This window comes from Cupriavidus sp. 05T42, assembly GCF_056396345.1.
The window spans coordinates 109,785-125,218 of the sequence record NZ_JBFTLH010000010.1; the positions used below are offsets into that span (position 1 = coordinate 109,785).

Annotated in this window: 12 protein-coding genes; 4 read left to right on the top strand and 8 right to left on the bottom strand. The window is 66.6% G+C overall.

All coding sequences use genetic code 11. From position 1 onward, the window contains the following. Positions 1–81 precede the first annotated feature (81 nt). On the bottom strand, positions 82–2,202 hold the full coding sequence (locus tag AC1EJR_RS15815; protein WP_092298667.1) for a TonB-dependent receptor: 2,121 nt from the start codon (positions 2,200–2,202) through the stop codon (positions 82–84). A 151-nt stretch (positions 2,203–2,353) separates the two neighbouring features. Then, on the bottom strand, positions 2,354–3,244 hold the full coding sequence (locus AC1EJR_RS15820; RefSeq protein WP_092298665.1) for a LysR family transcriptional regulator: 891 nt from the start codon (positions 3,242–3,244) through the stop codon (positions 2,354–2,356). 169 nt (positions 3,245–3,413) lie between these two features. On the opposite strand from AC1EJR_RS15820, the gene AC1EJR_RS15825 reads away from it, so the two are divergent. Both AC1EJR_RS15825 and AC1EJR_RS15830 read left to right on the top strand, forming a co-directional pair. Then, positions 3,414–3,812 carry a tautomerase family protein gene (locus AC1EJR_RS15825; RefSeq protein ID WP_092298663.1) on the top strand — a complete coding sequence of 133 codons (399 nt, stop codon included), beginning with the start codon at positions 3,414–3,416 and terminating at the stop codon, positions 3,810–3,812. A 103-nt stretch (positions 3,813–3,915) separates the two neighbouring features. Continuing rightward, on the top strand, positions 3,916–4,749 hold the full coding sequence (locus AC1EJR_RS15830) for an aldo/keto reductase (RefSeq protein ID WP_092298661.1): 834 nt from the start codon (positions 3,916–3,918) through the stop codon (positions 4,747–4,749). A 39-nt stretch (positions 4,750–4,788) separates the two neighbouring features. Here the strand turns inward: AC1EJR_RS15830 and AC1EJR_RS15835 are convergent, their stop codons facing one another. Further along, the gene (locus AC1EJR_RS15835; protein WP_255370931.1) at positions 4,789–5,226 is read right to left on the bottom strand and encodes a hypothetical protein; all 438 of its coding nucleotides are present in this window, start codon (positions 5,224–5,226) and stop codon (positions 4,789–4,791) included. A gap of 185 nt (positions 5,227–5,411) precedes the next feature. Between AC1EJR_RS15835 and AC1EJR_RS15840 the strand changes: the two genes are divergently transcribed. Both AC1EJR_RS15840 and AC1EJR_RS15845 read left to right on the top strand, forming a co-directional pair. Next, entirely contained in the window at positions 5,412–6,011 is a 600-nt protein-coding gene (locus tag AC1EJR_RS15840) for a BPSL1445 family SYLF domain-containing lipoprotein (RefSeq protein ID WP_092298659.1), read from the top strand. 232 nt (positions 6,012–6,243) lie between these two features. Next, positions 6,244–7,185 (top strand): recombination-associated protein RdgC, encoded by a 942-nt coding sequence (locus AC1EJR_RS15845; RefSeq protein ID WP_441592228.1) that lies wholly within the window; start codon positions 6,244–6,246, stop codon positions 7,183–7,185. Between the two features lie 53 nt (positions 7,186–7,238). Here AC1EJR_RS15845 and AC1EJR_RS15850 read toward each other — a convergent pair whose 3' ends face one another. The 5 genes from AC1EJR_RS15850 to AC1EJR_RS15870 form a co-directional block, all read right to left on the bottom strand. Beyond that, complete coding sequence (locus AC1EJR_RS15850; RefSeq protein WP_092298656.1) at positions 7,239–8,213, bottom strand: MDR/zinc-dependent alcohol dehydrogenase-like family protein; 975 nt, start codon at positions 8,211–8,213, stop codon at positions 7,239–7,241. A gap of 193 nt (positions 8,214–8,406) precedes the next feature. Continuing rightward, the gene (locus AC1EJR_RS15855) at positions 8,407–9,591 is read right to left on the bottom strand and encodes a ribonucleotide-diphosphate reductase subunit beta (RefSeq protein ID WP_092298654.1); all 1,185 of its coding nucleotides are present in this window, start codon (positions 9,589–9,591) and stop codon (positions 8,407–8,409) included. 140 nt (positions 9,592–9,731) lie between these two features. Beyond that, positions 9,732–12,668, bottom strand: a complete 2,937-nt coding sequence (locus AC1EJR_RS15860) for a ribonucleoside-diphosphate reductase subunit alpha (RefSeq protein WP_092298652.1) — start codon at positions 12,666–12,668, stop codon at positions 9,732–9,734. 519 nt (positions 12,669–13,187) lie between these two features. Next, a complete protein-coding gene (gene ampD / locus AC1EJR_RS15865) occupies positions 13,188–13,784 on the bottom strand; it encodes a 1,6-anhydro-N-acetylmuramyl-L-alanine amidase AmpD (protein ID WP_441592224.1) in 597 nt (198 codons plus the stop codon). Then, entirely contained in the window at positions 13,777–15,420 is a 1,644-nt protein-coding gene (locus tag AC1EJR_RS15870) for a sigma-54-dependent transcriptional regulator (RefSeq protein WP_092298649.1), read from the bottom strand. Before AC1EJR_RS15870 ends, ampD begins: the two co-directional genes overlap by 8 nt. Positions 15,421–15,434 lie beyond the last annotated feature (14 nt).

The following is a 15,434-nucleotide window of genomic DNA, read 5'->3' on the forward strand; positions in this document are numbered from 1 at the left end:
GTGACGACGCTGTGACGAGATAACGGCCCGCATCGACGGGCCGTTTTCGTTTTTCTGCTATGCCAGCGAGGCCGGCACCGCTTACATCCGGTACCGCAGCGTGGCCACCACGCTACGCGGCGCGCCGGGCATGTTCAGGTTCGGACTCGAACCGTGCGCGGAGACGATGTAGCCCTGGTTGAAGAGGTTGTAGACATTGAGCTGGGCCTCGAACGGGCCCCGGCGGTACCAGGCCATCATGTCGGCCGTGACATAGCCGGGCAGCGTGACCGTGTTGGCCGGATCGGCCATGCGCGCGCCGACGAGGTTCAGGCCGCCACCCACGCCAAAGCCATGTCCGAGCGACTTGGTCAGCCATAGGTTGCCCGAGTGGCGCGGCGTCAGCGTGGCGCGCTTGCCTTCCAGCGCGGCGGTCGACTTCGTCACCGTGGCATCCAGGTAGGCATAGCCGGCCAGCACCTTCCAGCCCTGCCCCAGCTCGGCGGCGCCGCTCAGCTCCACGCCGTCGGTGCGCTGCTCGCCAATCGGCATCAGGGCCGTGCCGGTGGCATTCGCCACCTTGATATTGCTGCGCTCGAGCCGGAACACCGACACCGTGGTGCTGGCCTTGCCGTCCAGGAAGTCGTACTTGGCGCCCAACTCGGTATTGTTGGTGGTCTCCGGTGCCAGTTCGGCGTTGTTGGCGGCCAACGAGAAGTTCTCGCCCGACGGCTGGAACGACTTGCTCCACGACAGGTAGTAGGACTGCACCTTCGACGGCTGCCACACCAGCCCCGCGCGCGGGCTCCAGTTGTTGTCGGTGCGCGCCAGGTTGGGCTGGCCCGGCCGGCGCTCGATGGTCTCCTGCTCGAAGCGGTCGTAGCGCACGCCCACCAGCGCCTTCCAGTGCTCGGTCAGCGTCATCATGTCCTGCGTGTACAGGCCGAGCGTCTTGAAGATGCCGAGGTTGTTGGCCGATGGCGTGCCGCCCACCAGCAGCGGCAGCACGGGCAGCACCGGGTTGAACAGGTTCACCGTGGCCACGTTGTTGCGCGAGTAGTTGACCAGGTCCTTGTTCTGCTGGCCGACTTCCACCCCGTAGAGCAGTTCGTGCTGCATCCCGAAGAGCGTGGCCTTCTGCGTCAGGTCGGTCTGGTTGAACCAGCCGTGTTCTTCGCGATACACATTGGAACGATTGAACGACACGGTCTGGGCCACCTCGTTGACCGTGCCGGACAGCGTGTTGTTACGGTCGAGCGAGTAATGGTAGTAGCGCGTGGCGTTGCGGATCGACCAGTTCTCATTGAAGCGATGGTTGATCGTGGCCGTGCCCGAGTACACGCGCGACTCCGAGGTATCCACATCGCGCGCGTTGGCCGCGCCGTAGTAGGTGGAGGGCCGCACGTTCACCGGACGGCCCCGGTACGCCGGAATGCCGAAGTCGGTAACGCGCTTGTCCTCGAGGTAATCGGCCTGCAGCAACACCGTGGTCTGGGGCGCGAGGCGCAGCTCCAGCGACGGCGCGATCGCCGAGCGGCGCAGGAATTGCTGCGAGCGGTAGCTGTCGGCATCCTCCAGCGCGCCGGTCAGGCGGAACGCCGCGGCGCCGTTGCCGAACACCTTGCCGACGTCGACTTCGGCCCGCTTGTCGGCCCACGAGCCGTAGCTGAAGCTGAAGTCGGCCACGTCGATGCCCGGCTTCTTGGTCACGCGGTTGATCAGGCCGCCGGACGAGCCCCGGCCATACAGCACGGCGGCCGGGCCCTTGATGACTTCCACGCGGTCGACGTTGGAGAGGTCGCGGAAGTACAGCGCGTCGTCACGGATGCCGTCCACGAACTGGTCGGCGATGGCCGAGAAGCCACGGATCGACACTTGGTCACGCTGGCCGTCGCCGGTGGAAAAGCTCACGCCCGGCACGTTCTTGAGGACGTCCTGCATCGAGTTGGCATGCTGGTCCTGCATGACCTCGCTGGTGACCACGTTGACGGTCTGCGGAATGTCGCGCAGCGGCGCCTCGGTACGCGTGGCGCTGACCGCGTTGGGCGGGTTGTAGCCGGCGCCAAGCTCCCGGCTGACGTCCGCCTTGACGGTGACCGCAGGCAGCTCCTGCGGCGCGGGCGCGGGGGTTTCCGACTGTGCGTGGGCGATGCCGGCAGGCAAGGCGTGGGCAGCGAACAGTGCGAGGACGGCAGTCCGCACCGCATGTGGCTTTTGACTCATATTTCCCTGTAATGCGTTGTAATATTTTTACGAAAATGCGACGCATTATCATTTACTGGGGGACGCGAGGTCAACGCATCACGCGAAGAATATGCAAAGTCAGACATATTTGCGCCGCTTGCGGCGCATTTACGTCGAACGATAACAGCCGTCAGCCGAACTGCTCGCTCAGCGCGAGGCGCGCTTCGCCGATGAATTCGCTCTCGCCGCGCCGGGCGGGCAGCAGGTAGAACTCGGCATCGGGCAGTGCCGGCAGGCGCCAGCGCGAGACGGCGGCGGTATCGAGCGGCGTCACGCCCGGCCCGATGGCCGACGCATTGAGGCAGGACACGCCAAGCCCCGCCGCCAGCGCCAGGTGCAGCCCTGCCACGCCGGACGCCGAGTGGGCGATGTCGAACGCGCGCTTCCGGCGCATGAGCAGTTGCACCACGAACTGGTGCATCGAGCAGGTGTCGGGCAGTAGTACCAGCGGCAGCGTGGGCTGCGGCGACTCCGCGATCTCCGGCGCGGCCACCCAGGCCAGCCCTTCACGCCGCAGCAGCGTGCCGGCACGATCGCCGCGCTCTGACCGTTCGGCGCGCGTTGCGCGGATCAGCCGCATGCTGAGGCCGATGTCGAAGGTGTCCAAGTCAGCGGCGGCCTCGATCGCGGCGCTCTTCATCACCGTGACGTGCAGTTTCAGATACGGATAGCGGTCTCGCAGACGGCGCAGCATGCCGGCAATCTCGCCCGGCCGGAAGTAATCGGTCACGGCAAGCCGCAGTTCGCCGTCGAGCGTGCGGCCGCGCAGTTCCTGCATCGCCATGTCGTTCAGCGAGAGGATGCGGCGCGCGTATTCCAACAGCCGCGCACCGGCCGGCGTGACCGCCGCGCCCTTCTTGCCGCGCGTGAGCAGCGGCACGCCGGCGCGCTCCTCCAGCTTGCGCAACTGCTCGCTGACCGACGACTGCGACAGGAACAGGCGCGGCGCCGCCGCAGACAGGCTGCCGCTGTCGGCCACCGTCACGAAAGTCTTCAACTGATCGGTCTCGAATCCCCGCATGGCGCCTGCTCCCGTCCCTGGTCACACCCCACTATCTCGCATTTTTACGATTCGGTGTTACCGATGGATGGTATCGCATATTCCTGCTTTTCCGATGTAACGGCGACCACTACGATAGTTTCCACGACACCGATTTCCGGTTCGCACCATCCAGAACAAGGAGCCAGCCATGCCCCACATCAACCTCCAGATCTCCGGCCAGCCCGACGCCGAACTGACCCGCCGCGCCGCAGCCACCGTGGCCGAGCTGACCCAGCGCATCCTGCGCAAGGAAGAGAACGTCATCGCCGTCACGGTGGGCTACCTGCCGCGCGAGCAATGGATCATCGGCGGCAAGGCGCTGTCCGACCGCAGCGACGGCCGCAACGCCTTCCAGCTCGACATCAGCGTGACCGACGAAACCAACACCAAGGCCGAGAAGGCGCTGTACCTGAAGGAGACGTTCGCCGCGCTCTCCGAGGTGATTGGCGATGTGAACAAGGTGTCGTATATCCACGTCATCGACGCCCGCGCGGCCGCCTACGGCTATGGCGGACTGAGCCAGGAATACCGGCACCAGCACGGTTGAGTGGCTCCGCCGCGCCGGCCACCTTGTGCCGGCCGGCATTGTTAACTAGTGTGATGGAGCGCGGCGTGGCCGGCACGCCGCCTCATGACACCGGAGCCAATCGATGAAGACCGTCACGCTGCCCGGCGGCGAGCGCGTGCCCGCGCTGGGCATGGGTACCTGGAATATCGGCGATCACCGCAACACGCGGGCCGAGGAAATCGCCACGCTGCGGCTCGGGCTGGACCTCGGGCTGCGGCTGATCGACACCGCTGAAATGTATGGCGAGGGGTTGTCCGAATCGCTGATCGGCGAGGCCATCGCGGGCCGGCGCGACGAGGTGTTCCTCGTCAGCAAGGTCTACCCGCACAACGCCAGCCACGAGGGCGTGGTGGCCGCGTGCGAGCGCAGCCTGCGCCGGCTGGGTACCGACCGGCTCGACCTCTACCTGCTGCACTGGCGCGGCGGCGTGCCGCTCGAGGAGACCATGGCGGCGTTCCTGGCGCTGCGCGAGGCCGGCAAGATCCGACATTTCGGCGTCAGCAACCTGGACCTGTCCGATATGGAAGAGCTGTGGGAGGTGCCGGGCGGCGACGAAGTGGCGGCGAACCAGCTGCTCTACAACCTGAGCCGGCGCGGCATCGAATTCGATTTGTTGCCATGGCAGCGTGCACGCGGCGTGCCGGTCATGGCCTATTCCCCGATCGAGCAAGCCCGGCTGCTGCGCCATGCAGGGCTCCAGCGCTTTGCCAAGGCGCACGGCATGACGCCGGCCCAGGCGGCGCTGGCCTGGCTGCTGGCCTCGGACGACATCATCGCCATTCCCAAGACCGGCAGCCGCGACCGCCTGCGCGAGAACCTCGGCGCGCTGGAGCACCCCCTGACATCAGAACAGCTTGCCGAACTCGACAAGCTGTTTCCGCCGCCACGCCGGGCCGAGCCGCTGGCGATGCTCTGACTATATATATATAGGGGATGGGAGCGTCCGACCCGGCGATCAGCGCTGGCCGGACTTGTAGCGCTCCACCTCCACGTAGCGCGTCAGGTAGGTGCGCGCCTTCTCGCGGGTGTCGGTGGTCACGCGGTCAGCCGCCTGCCGGGCGCTGGTCTGGCCGTGCGCCGAACTCATCTGGGCCGAGAGATAGGACTGGAAGGCGTCGTGCATCACGCCGAGCTGCGCCTTGCAGGCGTCGAGGGCGCCGGCGGCCACATCCTTCGAGGTGCCCTTGCCCTTCGCGCCGTCGTCGGCCTTGTCCTGCACGCATTCCATGTACTTGGCCCGTTCGGCCTGCCAGCCTGAGTTCAGCGTGGCGACTTCCTGCTTCTGGCTCGGGGTCTCCACGGAGGCCGGGGACGCGCACGCCGCCAGCAGCACCACGGGCACGATCGCGCCGAAGGAAATCAAGGGAGAGAGGGGGGCGAATGTCTTTTTCATGGTCGACAGACCGTCCGCACGGGCGGGCGGTTCCTAAAGTGCGCTGGCGCATTTGCAAGAAAGTATGTCAGCCCGCGTGTCAGAGTCTCTCCTGCCCAGTGTCAGACAAAATCGCATTTAACAATGTGCGCTTGACGCCTATGCTTTAGAGGCGGTTGCAACACACCACCCTCCTGGAGGAAATAATGAAACGTCGAACCTTCCTGTCCGCTGGCGGTGCCGGTCTTGTCACGGTTTCCGGTCTGTCCCTTGGCGCGCTTTCGCTCGCCGGCTGTACTACCACGGGCCCGGGCGATTCGGGCGACAAGACCGCCAAACGGCGCGAGATTGACGCCGGCGCCACGGACACGCTGAATCGGCTGTATTCCACGGTCAAGGGGTCGCAGGACCTTGGCAACAAGGCACGCGGCATCCTGGTTTTCCCGAAACTGCTGTCGGCAGGCTTCGTGGTGGGCGGCGAGTATGGCGATGGGGTGCTGCGCTCCGGCGGCGCCAATCGCGGCTACTACCGCGCCATCTCGGGGTCCATCGGCTGGCAGATCGGCGCGCAATCCAAGGCGTTCGTGCTGATGTTCCTGACGCAGGATTCGTACGACAAGTTCGTGCGCAGCAATGGATGGCAGGTCGGCGCCGACGCCACCGTGGCACTGGCCACCATCGGCGCCAACGGGCAGCTGGACACCAATACGGCCCAGCATCCGATTGTCGGCTTCGCCATGACCAACGCGGGTCTGATGGCCGGCCTGAGCCTCGAAGGCACCAAGATCTCGAAGCTCGATATTTGAGATCGCTTTGCATTCGCATTGCGATCCGCACCGACACCGCCGGCTTGGCCCGGCGGCATGGCGCGCACTGACGCGGAGAGCGTGACCTCCGCGCCGTGCGCGCCTTTTTCTTGCCGCCCCATTTCCCGCCCCATTTCCCGCCCCATTTCCCGCCCCATTTCCCGCCATTTCTCGGCACCGCCCGCTCAACCAGATAGAATTCGACCCTTTCCGTTCTCGTGGCCGAATACTCATGTGGTTTAAGAATCTCCAGATTCATCGCTTCACCGCCCCGTGGACCCTCAGCGCCGAAGACGTAGAGGCCAGCCTGGCGAAACACGCCTTCTTCCCCGGCACCAGCCTGGAACCGCAAACCCAGGGCTGGGCATCTCCGCGCGACAACGGCCAGCTTGTGCACTGCGTCAACAAGCAGATGCTGCTGGTGCTCCGTACCGAAAAGAAGCTGCTGCCGGCCACCGTGGTCAATCAGGTGACCAAGGCGCGCGCCACCGAGCTGGAAGAGCAGCAGGGCTTCAAGCCGGGCCGCAAGCAGATCAAGGAACTGAAGGAACAGATCACCGAGGAACTGCTGCCGCGCGCCTTCAGCATCCGCCGCGACACCCGCGTCTGGATCGATCCCGTGAACGGCTGGCTGGCCATCGACGCCGCCGCCACGGCCAAGGCCGATGAAGTGCGCGGCATGCTGTTCAAAGCCATCGATCCGCTGCCGGTGGCGGGCCTGCACGTGAACCAGTCGCCGGTGGCGGCCATGACCGAATGGCTGTCCACTGACACCGCGCCCGCCGGGTTCACCGTCGACCAGGAAATCGAGCTGCAATCGAGCGCCGAATCCAAGGCCACGGTGCGTTACGTGCGCCATCCGCTCGACCCCGAGGACCTGCGCCGCCATATCGCCGCCGGCAAGCGCTGCACGCGGCTGGCCATGACCTGGAACGACCGCGTGTCCTTCGTGCTGACCGAGAACCTGGCGGTCAAGCGCGTGGCGCCGCTGGACGTGATCAAGGAACAGGCCGACGGCACGCTGCATGACGAAGCCGAGCGCTTCGACGCCGATTTCGCGCTGATGGCGGGCGAACTGGCCGGCCTGCTGCGCGACCTGACCGACGCGCTCGGCGGCGAGCGCAAGGCCGACGGCAGCGCCGCCAGCCAGCCCGAGGTCCGCAAGGCTGCCTGACGGCCCGGAAGGACCGGAAGGCCCCCGCCCGCCCCGGGCGGCGGCGCTGGCCCTCATGCCTCGCGCTCGTCCAGCGTGAGCACGATGCGCCGGTCCTGCCGCCCCGCCCGCTCCCATGCCTCGGCCACCTCGGCCATCGGCAGGGTCTCCACGTCGAGGCGCAGGTCGCCATCCAGCGCGTACATGAGGATGTCCTCCACGTACGCCTGCACATAGTCCAGCGGCGGGTAGCTGGACGGCCCGTAGCCCATCAGCCGGAGCCGCGACTCGCGCAGCGACTGGGCGGGCAGCACGATGTCGCCCCCGGGCCGCTCGGCCACCGAGACCAGCCGCACGCCGCGGTCGTCGGGAGACGGCACGACGTGGTCCGAGCGGGCCAGCGCGGCCGCCAGCAACTCCACCGGCTCCCCCCAGATGTAGTCCAGGATCACGTCGATCCCCTCCTCCGCATAGGCCGAGAACGTGTGTTCGAGCGCGTTGCGTGACAGGCGCAGGTCGATCATCGCATCCACCTCCAGGGTGGCCAGCGCCTCCTGGCGGTGCCCGGCGGCGATGACCCGCCTGGCGCCGAGCAGCCGCGCCGCCTGAACCGCCATGCGCCCGGCCGCCGTGGTGGCGCCAAGCACCATCACCGTCTCGCCGGGCTCCAGTTCGGCGCGGTGCGCCAGCGGCAGCCACGCCATCAGCGCCGGCCGCACCAGCGCCGCCGCGAACTCGCCCGGCAAGCCGTCCGGCAGCGGCACGACCCAGTCCGCCGGCGCGAACTCGGCCATCGCGCCGAACGGCCGCCGCGTGGCGCTGAAATAGACGCGCTCGCCGCCGGCCGTATGACCGACGCCATCCACCCCGCACACCACCGGCAGCGTGAGCGGGCTGCTGGCGTGCATCCCGGCGGCGGCCTGCCGGTCGATCGCATGGATGGCGGCGGCGCTCACCCCCACCAGCCGCTCGCAGTGCGTGGTGTCGGGGTCGGGGAAGGACTCGAAGCGCGGAATATCGCCCAGGTGGTGCAGAACCACGGCTTGCATCGGAAAACTCCTAGTTGGAACGTCCATCGGACAGGGAAAGCGAACCTCTCTGTCGACGATGGTAGGGAGCATTCCGGCCCGGGTATGTGAGCCGATTCTGAAAAATGCGGCGGGTGGCCACAAAACAAAACAGGCGACGCTCAATCGCGTCGCCTGCCTGTTTGTCTCGCCGGGATGTCAGCGCACCATCACTTCAATCCCAGGACAGCGCCCCGCCGGTCTGGTACTCGATCACGCGCGTCTCGAAGAAGTTGCGCTCCTTCTTCAGGTCGATCATCTCGCTCATCCACGGGAACGGGTTTTCCTCGTTCGGGAACAGCTGCTCCAGGCCGATCTGCTGGCAGCGGCGGTTGCAGATGAAGCGCAGGTAGGACTTGAACATCGGCGCGTTCAGGCCCAGCACGCCACGCGGCATGGTGTCTTCGGCGTACTTGTATTCCAGGTCCACGGCCTGCTTGAACAGCTCCGCGATCTCGGCCTTGAAGTCGGCCGTCCACAGGTGCGGGTTCTCGAGCTTGATCTGGTTGATCAGGTCGATGCCGAAATTGCAGTGCAGCGACTCGTCGCGCAGGATGTACTGGTACTGCTCGGCGGCACCGGTCATCTTGTTCTGGCGGCCCATCGCCAGGATCTGCGTGAAGCCCACGTAGAAGAACAGGCCTTCCATGATGCAGGCGAACACGATCAGGCTCTTGAGCAGCTTCTGGTCGTTCTCGGGCGTGCCGGTCTTGAACGACGGATCGGTCAGCGTGTCGATGAACGGGATCAGGAACTCGTCCTTGTCGCGGATCGACTTCACCTCGTGGTACGCGTTGAAGATCTCGGCCTCGTTCAGGCCCAGCGACTCCACGATGTACTGGTAGGCGTGCGTGTGGATGGCCTCCTCGAAGGCCTGGCGCAGCAGGTACTGGCGGCATTCCGGCGCCGTGATCTGGCGGTAGGTGCCCAGCACGATGTTGTTCGCGGCCAGCGAGTCGGCCGTGACGAAGAAGCCCAGGTTGCGCTTGATGACGCGGCGCTCGTCCTCGGTCAGACCATTGGGGTCCTTCCACAGGGCGATGTCGCGCGACATGTTGATTTCCTGCGGCATCCAGTGGTTGGCGCAGCCGGCCAGGTACTTCTCCCACGCCCACTTGTACTTGAACGGCACGAGCTGGTTCACGTCGGTGGAGCCGTTGATCACGCGCTTGTCGGCGGCGTTCACGCGGCGCTCGCTCTGCACGGCGGCGGCGTTCGGGTTGTTGCCCAGGATGCCCGGCTGCGTGGCGGCCGGCGGCAGTGCGCCCTGCTCGTCAGCGGCGGCCAGGGTGGCAGGTTGCAGCGCGGGCTGCGGGGCAGCCTGCGGCTTGGCTTGAACGTCGTCGTCCCAGCTCAGCATGTTATTTCTCCGTTATTCGTAGATGGCTGGCGGTGGCCAGCACTGGCGCCCGCGTCATGGGGGCGCCGGCCCTCTCCCCCGGCCCCTCTCCCGCAAGCGGGCGAGGGGTGCAAACCGTTGGGGGGCTTGTTACGTCTTGCTTACTGGCAGGCTTCGCACTCGTCGAAGCCGGCGTCGCCCGGGCGCATGGTGCAGACCGCGCCTTCGGCTTCCGGCATGGCCGGGGCCGAGGCGGCGGCGGCTTCCAGCGCCGACACGCCACCGTCGCTGCCCGACGACACCGCGTTCAGCGAGCCGCGCGACACCGTGGACTTCTCCACGTGCGTGGCCGCCATCGTGCGCAGGTAGTACGTGGTCTTCAGGCCACGCAGCCAGGCTTGCTTGTAGGTATCGTCCAGCTTCTTGCCCGACGCGCCAGCCATGTAGATGTTCAGCGACTGGGCCTGGTCGATCCACTTCTGGCGGCGGCTCGCGGCCTCCACCAGCCAGCTCGGCTCCACCTCGAAGGCCGTGGCATAGATGTCGCGCAGGTCTTGCGGAATGCGGTCGATGCGGGCCAGCGAACCATCGAAGTACTTCAGGTCCGCCACCATCACTTCGTCCCACAGGCCGCGTGCCTTGAGGTCGCGCACCAGGTAGTCGTTGACCACCGTGAACTCGCCCGAGAGGTTCGACTTCACGTACAGGTTCTGGAAGGTCGGCTCGATGCAGGCCGACACGCCGATGATGTTCGAAATGGTCGCGGTCGGGGCGATCGCGATGCAGTTCGAGTTACGCATGCCGTGCTGCTTGATGCTGGCGCGCAGGCTGTCCCAGTCCATCGACGAGGACATGTCCACTTCCAGGTAGCCGCCGCGCTCGTCGGCCAGCAGCTTGAGCGAGTCCTGCGGCAGGATGCCACGGTCCCACAGCGAACCCTCGTAGGTGCTGTAGCGGCCACGTTCCTGCGCCAGCTCGTTCGATGCCTCGTAGGCGTAGTAGCAGACCGCTTCCATCGACGTATCGGCGAACTTCACGGCGGCGTCGCTGGAGTACGGCGTGCGCAGCACGTGCAGGCAGTCCTGGAAGCCCATGATGCCCATGCCCACCGGGCGGTGGCGCAGGTTCGAATTGCGCGCCTTGTCCACCGCGTAGTAGTTGATGTCGATCACGTTGTCGAGCATGCGCATCGCGGTGCGGATGGTCTTCTGGAGCTTGGCGTGGTCGAGCACGTGGGTGCCGTCGGCCTCCTGCTTCAGGTGGGCCACCAGGTTCACCGAACCCAGGTTGCACACGGCGATTTCGCTCTCGTTCGTGTTCAGCGTGATTTCCGTGCACAGGTTGGAGCTGTGCACCACGCCCACGTGCTGCTGCGGGCTACGGATGTTGCACGGATCCTTGAACGTGATCCACGGATGGCCGGTCTCGAACAGCATGCCCAGCATCTTGCGCCAGAGCTGGATGGCCGGCACCTTCTTGAACAGCTTCAGTTCGCCGCTGGCAGCCTTGGCTTCATAGGCGACGTAGGCCTGCTCGAACGCCTTGCCGACCTTGTCATGCAGGTCCGGGCAGGTGGCGGGCGAGAACAGCGTCCATTCGGCGTTTTCCATCACGCGCTTCATGAACAGGTCCGGAATCCAGTTGGCCGTGTTCATGTCGTGGGTGCGGCGGCGGTCGTCGCCGGTGTTCTTGCGCAGCTCGAGGAATTCCTCGATGTCCAGGTGCCACGTCTCCAGGTAGGCGCAGACGGCGCCCTTGCGCTTGCCGCCCTGGTTCACGGCCACGGCCGTGTCGTTCACCACCTTCAGGAACGGCACCACGCCCTGGCTCTTGCCGTTGGTGCCCTTGATGTGGGAGCCCAGCGCGCGCACGTTGGTCCAGTCGTTGCCCAGGCCGCCGGCGAACTTCGACAGCAGCGCGTTTTCCTTGAGGGCTTCGTAGATGCCTTCCAGGTCGTCCGACACCGTGGTCAGGTAGCACGACGAGAGCTGCGAGCGGCGCGTGCCCGAGTTGAACAGCGTGGGCGTGGACGACATGAAGTCGAACGACGACAGCAGCTGGTAGAACTCGATGGCGCGGGCTTCGCGGTCGCGCTCTTCCAGCGCCAGGCCCATGGCCACGCGCATGAAGAAGGCCTGCGGCATTTCGATGCGCTGCTCTTCCACGTGCAGGAAGTAGCGGTCGTACAGCGTCTGCAGGCCGAGGTAGTTGAACTGGAAGTCGCGCGAGGCGTCCAGCGCCGCGCCCAGGCGGGCCAGGTCATACGTGGCCAGCTTTTCGTCCAGCAGTTCGGCCTGAATGCCGCGGGCGATGAACTTCGGGAAGTACTCGGCGTAGCGCGAGCCCATCTCGGCCTGCGTCACTTCGCCGCCGAGGATTTCCTTGCGGATCGTGTGCAGCAGGATGCGGGCGGTGACCTGGCTGTAGTCCGGGTCCTTCTCGATCAGGGTACGCGCGGCCAGGATGGCGGAGTCGTACACCTGGCTCAGCGGCACGCCGTCGTACAGGTTCTTGAGCGTTTCCTTGAGGATCGGCTCGGCGCTCACGCCGTTGCCCAGGCCGCTGCAGGCGGTGTCGATCAGCTCGTGCAGCGCGGCCAGATCCAGCACGCGGCTCACGCCGTTGTCGTTCACGTTGAAGGCCACGCCCTGTTGCACACGCGCCACGGTCTGCGCATTGGCCTGCGCGCGCTCCTGGGTGCGCTTCTCGCGATACAGCACGTAGGCACGGGCCACTTCATGCTCGCCCGAGCGCATCAGCGCCAGTTCCACGTGGTCCTGCACGTCCTCGATATGGAAGGTGCCGCCGTTCGGCCGGCTGCGCAGCAGCGCGCGCACCACGTTCTGGGTGACCTGTTCCACGATCTCGCGCACGCGCGCGGAGGCAGCGCCCTGGCCGCCGTTCACGGCCAGGAAGGCCTTGGTCACGGCGACGGCAATCTTGTTCGGCTCGAACGCCACCACGGCCCCATTGCGGCGGATGAGCTTGTAGTCCTGATAGTTGGCGCCGGCAGCGGCGGGGGTCTGCTGCGACGTTCCGGCGGCGCCGACAACGCCCGCCGATCCCGTGTTTTGTTGTTCGTTCTGGGCCGTTTGCATGAGGTAACTCCTGTTTTAACCCTTGTAATGAAGTGACAAAGTCCCTAGCAAAATGCGCTTCAGAAGACACTCGACACCGGCCTTGCCGGGGCGAGAACCAAACTGCACAGGCGTTCATTCTGCTAGGGACTCTTGCGATACCGCCGGCCGCGTCACTACTGTGGCGCCTGCGTCGCAATCCATTGCGGCGCAGGCTTCACACCTCGGCCGGTTCCCCGGTAGTACCACTAGATATAGTGGTCACTGCGAAAAACTGGGCTAAGTATAGTGAAACGAATCGGAAAGACCAGTCTTGACAAGTCAGATGCCGGTCTGGGGACGGGGTGTGCGGCGGCGCCACATTCCCGCAAGCCGCGCTACGCCAAGGGATGGCGGCGGCCCGTGCGCCAGCGCACAAATTTTCTAAAATTTTTTAATCGTGGCGAGTCGCCGATAGGCGGCCCAAGTGTGGGGATTTCACATCGCTGTCACGCGGGCGAATGCCTGAATATGAGGCATCGTGCACAAGGGGGCGGCGGGTCAGGAACCACCCCGTCGATAAGGCAGCAGCGCTGGCGTCACATCGGCCAGTCTGGCGAATCGGTCCCAGTCGAAGTGCGGGCCGGGGTCGGTTTTGCGGCCGGGGGCGATGTCGCTGTGGCCGGCGATGCCGGTGATCGGGTAGGTCGTGCGCAGGGCGGCGACGATGCGGGCGGCGGTGTCGTATTGGCCCAGGGTGAAGGGCTGGTCGTCGGCGCCTTCGATCTCGATGCCGATGGAGAAGTCGTTGCAGCGCTGGCGGCCGCAATAGGCTGACTGGCCCGCATGCCAGGCACGTTGCGTACACGCCACAAACTGCACCAACTCGCCCTCGCGGGTGATCAGGAAGTGGGCGGAGACGCGGACGTCGCGGATCGTTTCGAAGAACGGGTGGCGGGCGGTGTCGAGCCGGTTCTGGAAGAACGCCTCGATGTCGCCCGTGCCGAACTGGCCCGGCGGCAGGCTGATGTTGTGCAGCACCACCACGTCGACGGGCATGCCCTCGGGGCGGGTGTCGAAGTTGGGCGATGGCACGCGGCGCGCGGCCGGCACCCAGCCGTCGGCGTCTGGCAGCCAGTCTGCGGCCACGTCAGCCATCGCGGCCCTCGCCTTCCGCCATCGATTCGCTGTCGTCGCGCCCTTCCCGGCCATCGCGCCCTTCGCGTTCGTCGCGGATCTCGAGTTGCTGGATGCGGTAGCGCAGCTGGCGGAAATTCAAACCCAGCAGCGGCGCGGCCGTGGTGCGATTAAAGCCGGTCTGGCGCAGCGCGCGCAGGATCAATTCGCGCTCGAGGGCCTCGAGCCGGGCCGGCAGGTCGATGGGGAACGTGACGTCGCGCAACGCATCGACCATCGGATCGATGGATGGCTGGGGCGGCGGCGGCGCCTCGGCCACGGCACCCCCCGCCTCCGGCGCCGTCAGGCTGGCCGCCGACCAGGCCGGGCTGCCCCAGGTCTCATAACCGGTCGGCGCGGTCTCCGGCACCGGCACGGGCGCGCCTTGCAGCAGGCTGGCGCGATCCACGCCGGCTTCGAGCGGCCCGAGGTCCGCCACCGCGATCTCGTCCGATTCGGCGAAGGCGTAAGCGCGTTCCAGCAGGTTTTCGAGTTCCCGCACGTTGCCGGGGAAGCGGTACGCCGCCAGCCGCGCCAGCGCCGGGCCGGACAGCCGGCGCGGGCGCGCATCGCCGTAGCGCACGGCCAGGTGTTCGAGGATGACCTGCGCCAGCACCGGAATGTCCTCGCCCCGCTCGCGCAGCGTCGGCATGCGCAGCTCCAGCACGTTCAGGCGGTAGTACAAGTCCTGGCGGAACGATCCGGCGGCGACCATCGCGGCCAGATCCTTGTGGCTCGCGCACATCACGCGCACGTCCACGGTGTCTTCCCGACTGGCGCCGATCTTGCGCACGCGTCGCTCCTGCAACGCGCGCAGCAGCTTTACCTGCATGGTCAGCGGCAGGTCCGCCACCTCGTCCAGCAGCAGCGTGCCGCCGTGCGCGGCGTGGAAGAAGCCGCCGCGCTCGGCGTCGGCGCCCGTGAACGCGCCCTTCACGTAGCCGAAGAATTCCGACTCCATCAGCGTCTCGGGAATCGCCCCGCAGTTCACGGCCACGAACGGATGCGCGGCGCGCGCGCTCACGGCGTGGATGGCGCGCGCCGCGCGCTCCTTGCCGCTGCCCGATTCGCCACTGATCACCACCGGCGCCATGCTGCGCGCCAGCCGCGACAGCGAGCGGCGCACGTCCTGCATGGCCGGGGACAGCCCCGGCAGCAGGCCGGCGGCGCGGTCGGCGGCTTCAGCGGCCTCGGCAGCCTCGGCGCTGCGCGCGCCGCCCTCCGCCGCGCCGCGCTGCTGGCGACCCAGCGCGTTCAGGATCAGGGTGCGTAGCTGGTCGAGCGACACCGGCTTGGCGATGTAGTCGAACGCCCCGGCCTTGAGGGCATCGACGGCATTGTCGGCGCTGCCGTAGGCGGTGATCACGGCCACCGGCGTGCGCTCGGGCGAGGCCGACAGTTGCCGCACGATGTCGATGCCCAGCCCGTCGCCGAGCCGCATATCGGTCAGCACCAGGCTGTAGCGGCGCTCCGCCAGTCGCAGCCGCGCCTCGGCCAGCGAGCCGGCCATCACCACGTCGTGCCCCATGCGGCGCAGCGAGATGTCCAGCAGCTCGCGCAGGTCGGCCTCATCGTCGATGACGAGAATCGGATCGGGAACGGGCGGTCTGGCGGACATGGCGTGGGGGTTGG

Coding starts and splice junctions, on each gene's coding strand:
- AC1EJR_RS15815 (WP_092298667.1), bottom strand. CDS start 2,202: ATGAGTCAAAAGCCACATGCGGTGCGGACTGCCGTCCTCGCACTGTTC.
- AC1EJR_RS15820 (WP_092298665.1), bottom strand. CDS start 3,244: ATGCGGGGATTCGAGACCGATCAGTTGAAGACTTTCGTGACGGTGGCC.
- AC1EJR_RS15825 (WP_092298663.1), top strand. CDS start 3,414: ATGCCCCACATCAACCTCCAGATCTCCGGCCAGCCCGACGCCGAACTG.
- AC1EJR_RS15830 (WP_092298661.1), top strand. CDS start 3,916: ATGAAGACCGTCACGCTGCCCGGCGGCGAGCGCGTGCCCGCGCTGGGC.
- AC1EJR_RS15835 (WP_255370931.1), bottom strand. CDS start 5,226: ATGAAAAAGACATTCGCCCCCCTCTCTCCCTTGATTTCCTTCGGCGCG.
- AC1EJR_RS15840 (WP_092298659.1), top strand. CDS start 5,412: ATGAAACGTCGAACCTTCCTGTCCGCTGGCGGTGCCGGTCTTGTCACG.
- AC1EJR_RS15845 (WP_441592228.1), top strand. CDS start 6,244: ATGTGGTTTAAGAATCTCCAGATTCATCGCTTCACCGCCCCGTGGACC.
- AC1EJR_RS15850 (WP_092298656.1), bottom strand. CDS start 8,213: ATGCAAGCCGTGGTTCTGCACCACCTGGGCGATATTCCGCGCTTCGAG.
- AC1EJR_RS15855 (WP_092298654.1), bottom strand. CDS start 9,591: ATGCTGAGCTGGGACGACGACGTTCAAGCCAAGCCGCAGGCTGCCCCG.
- AC1EJR_RS15860 (WP_092298652.1), bottom strand. CDS start 12,668: ATGCAAACGGCCCAGAACGAACAACAAAACACGGGATCGGCGGGCGTT.
- ampD (WP_441592224.1), bottom strand. CDS start 13,784: ATGGCTGACGTGGCCGCAGACTGGCTGCCAGACGCCGACGGCTGGGTG.
- AC1EJR_RS15870 (WP_092298649.1), bottom strand. CDS start 15,420: ATGTCCGCCAGACCGCCCGTTCCCGATCCGATTCTCGTCATCGACGAT.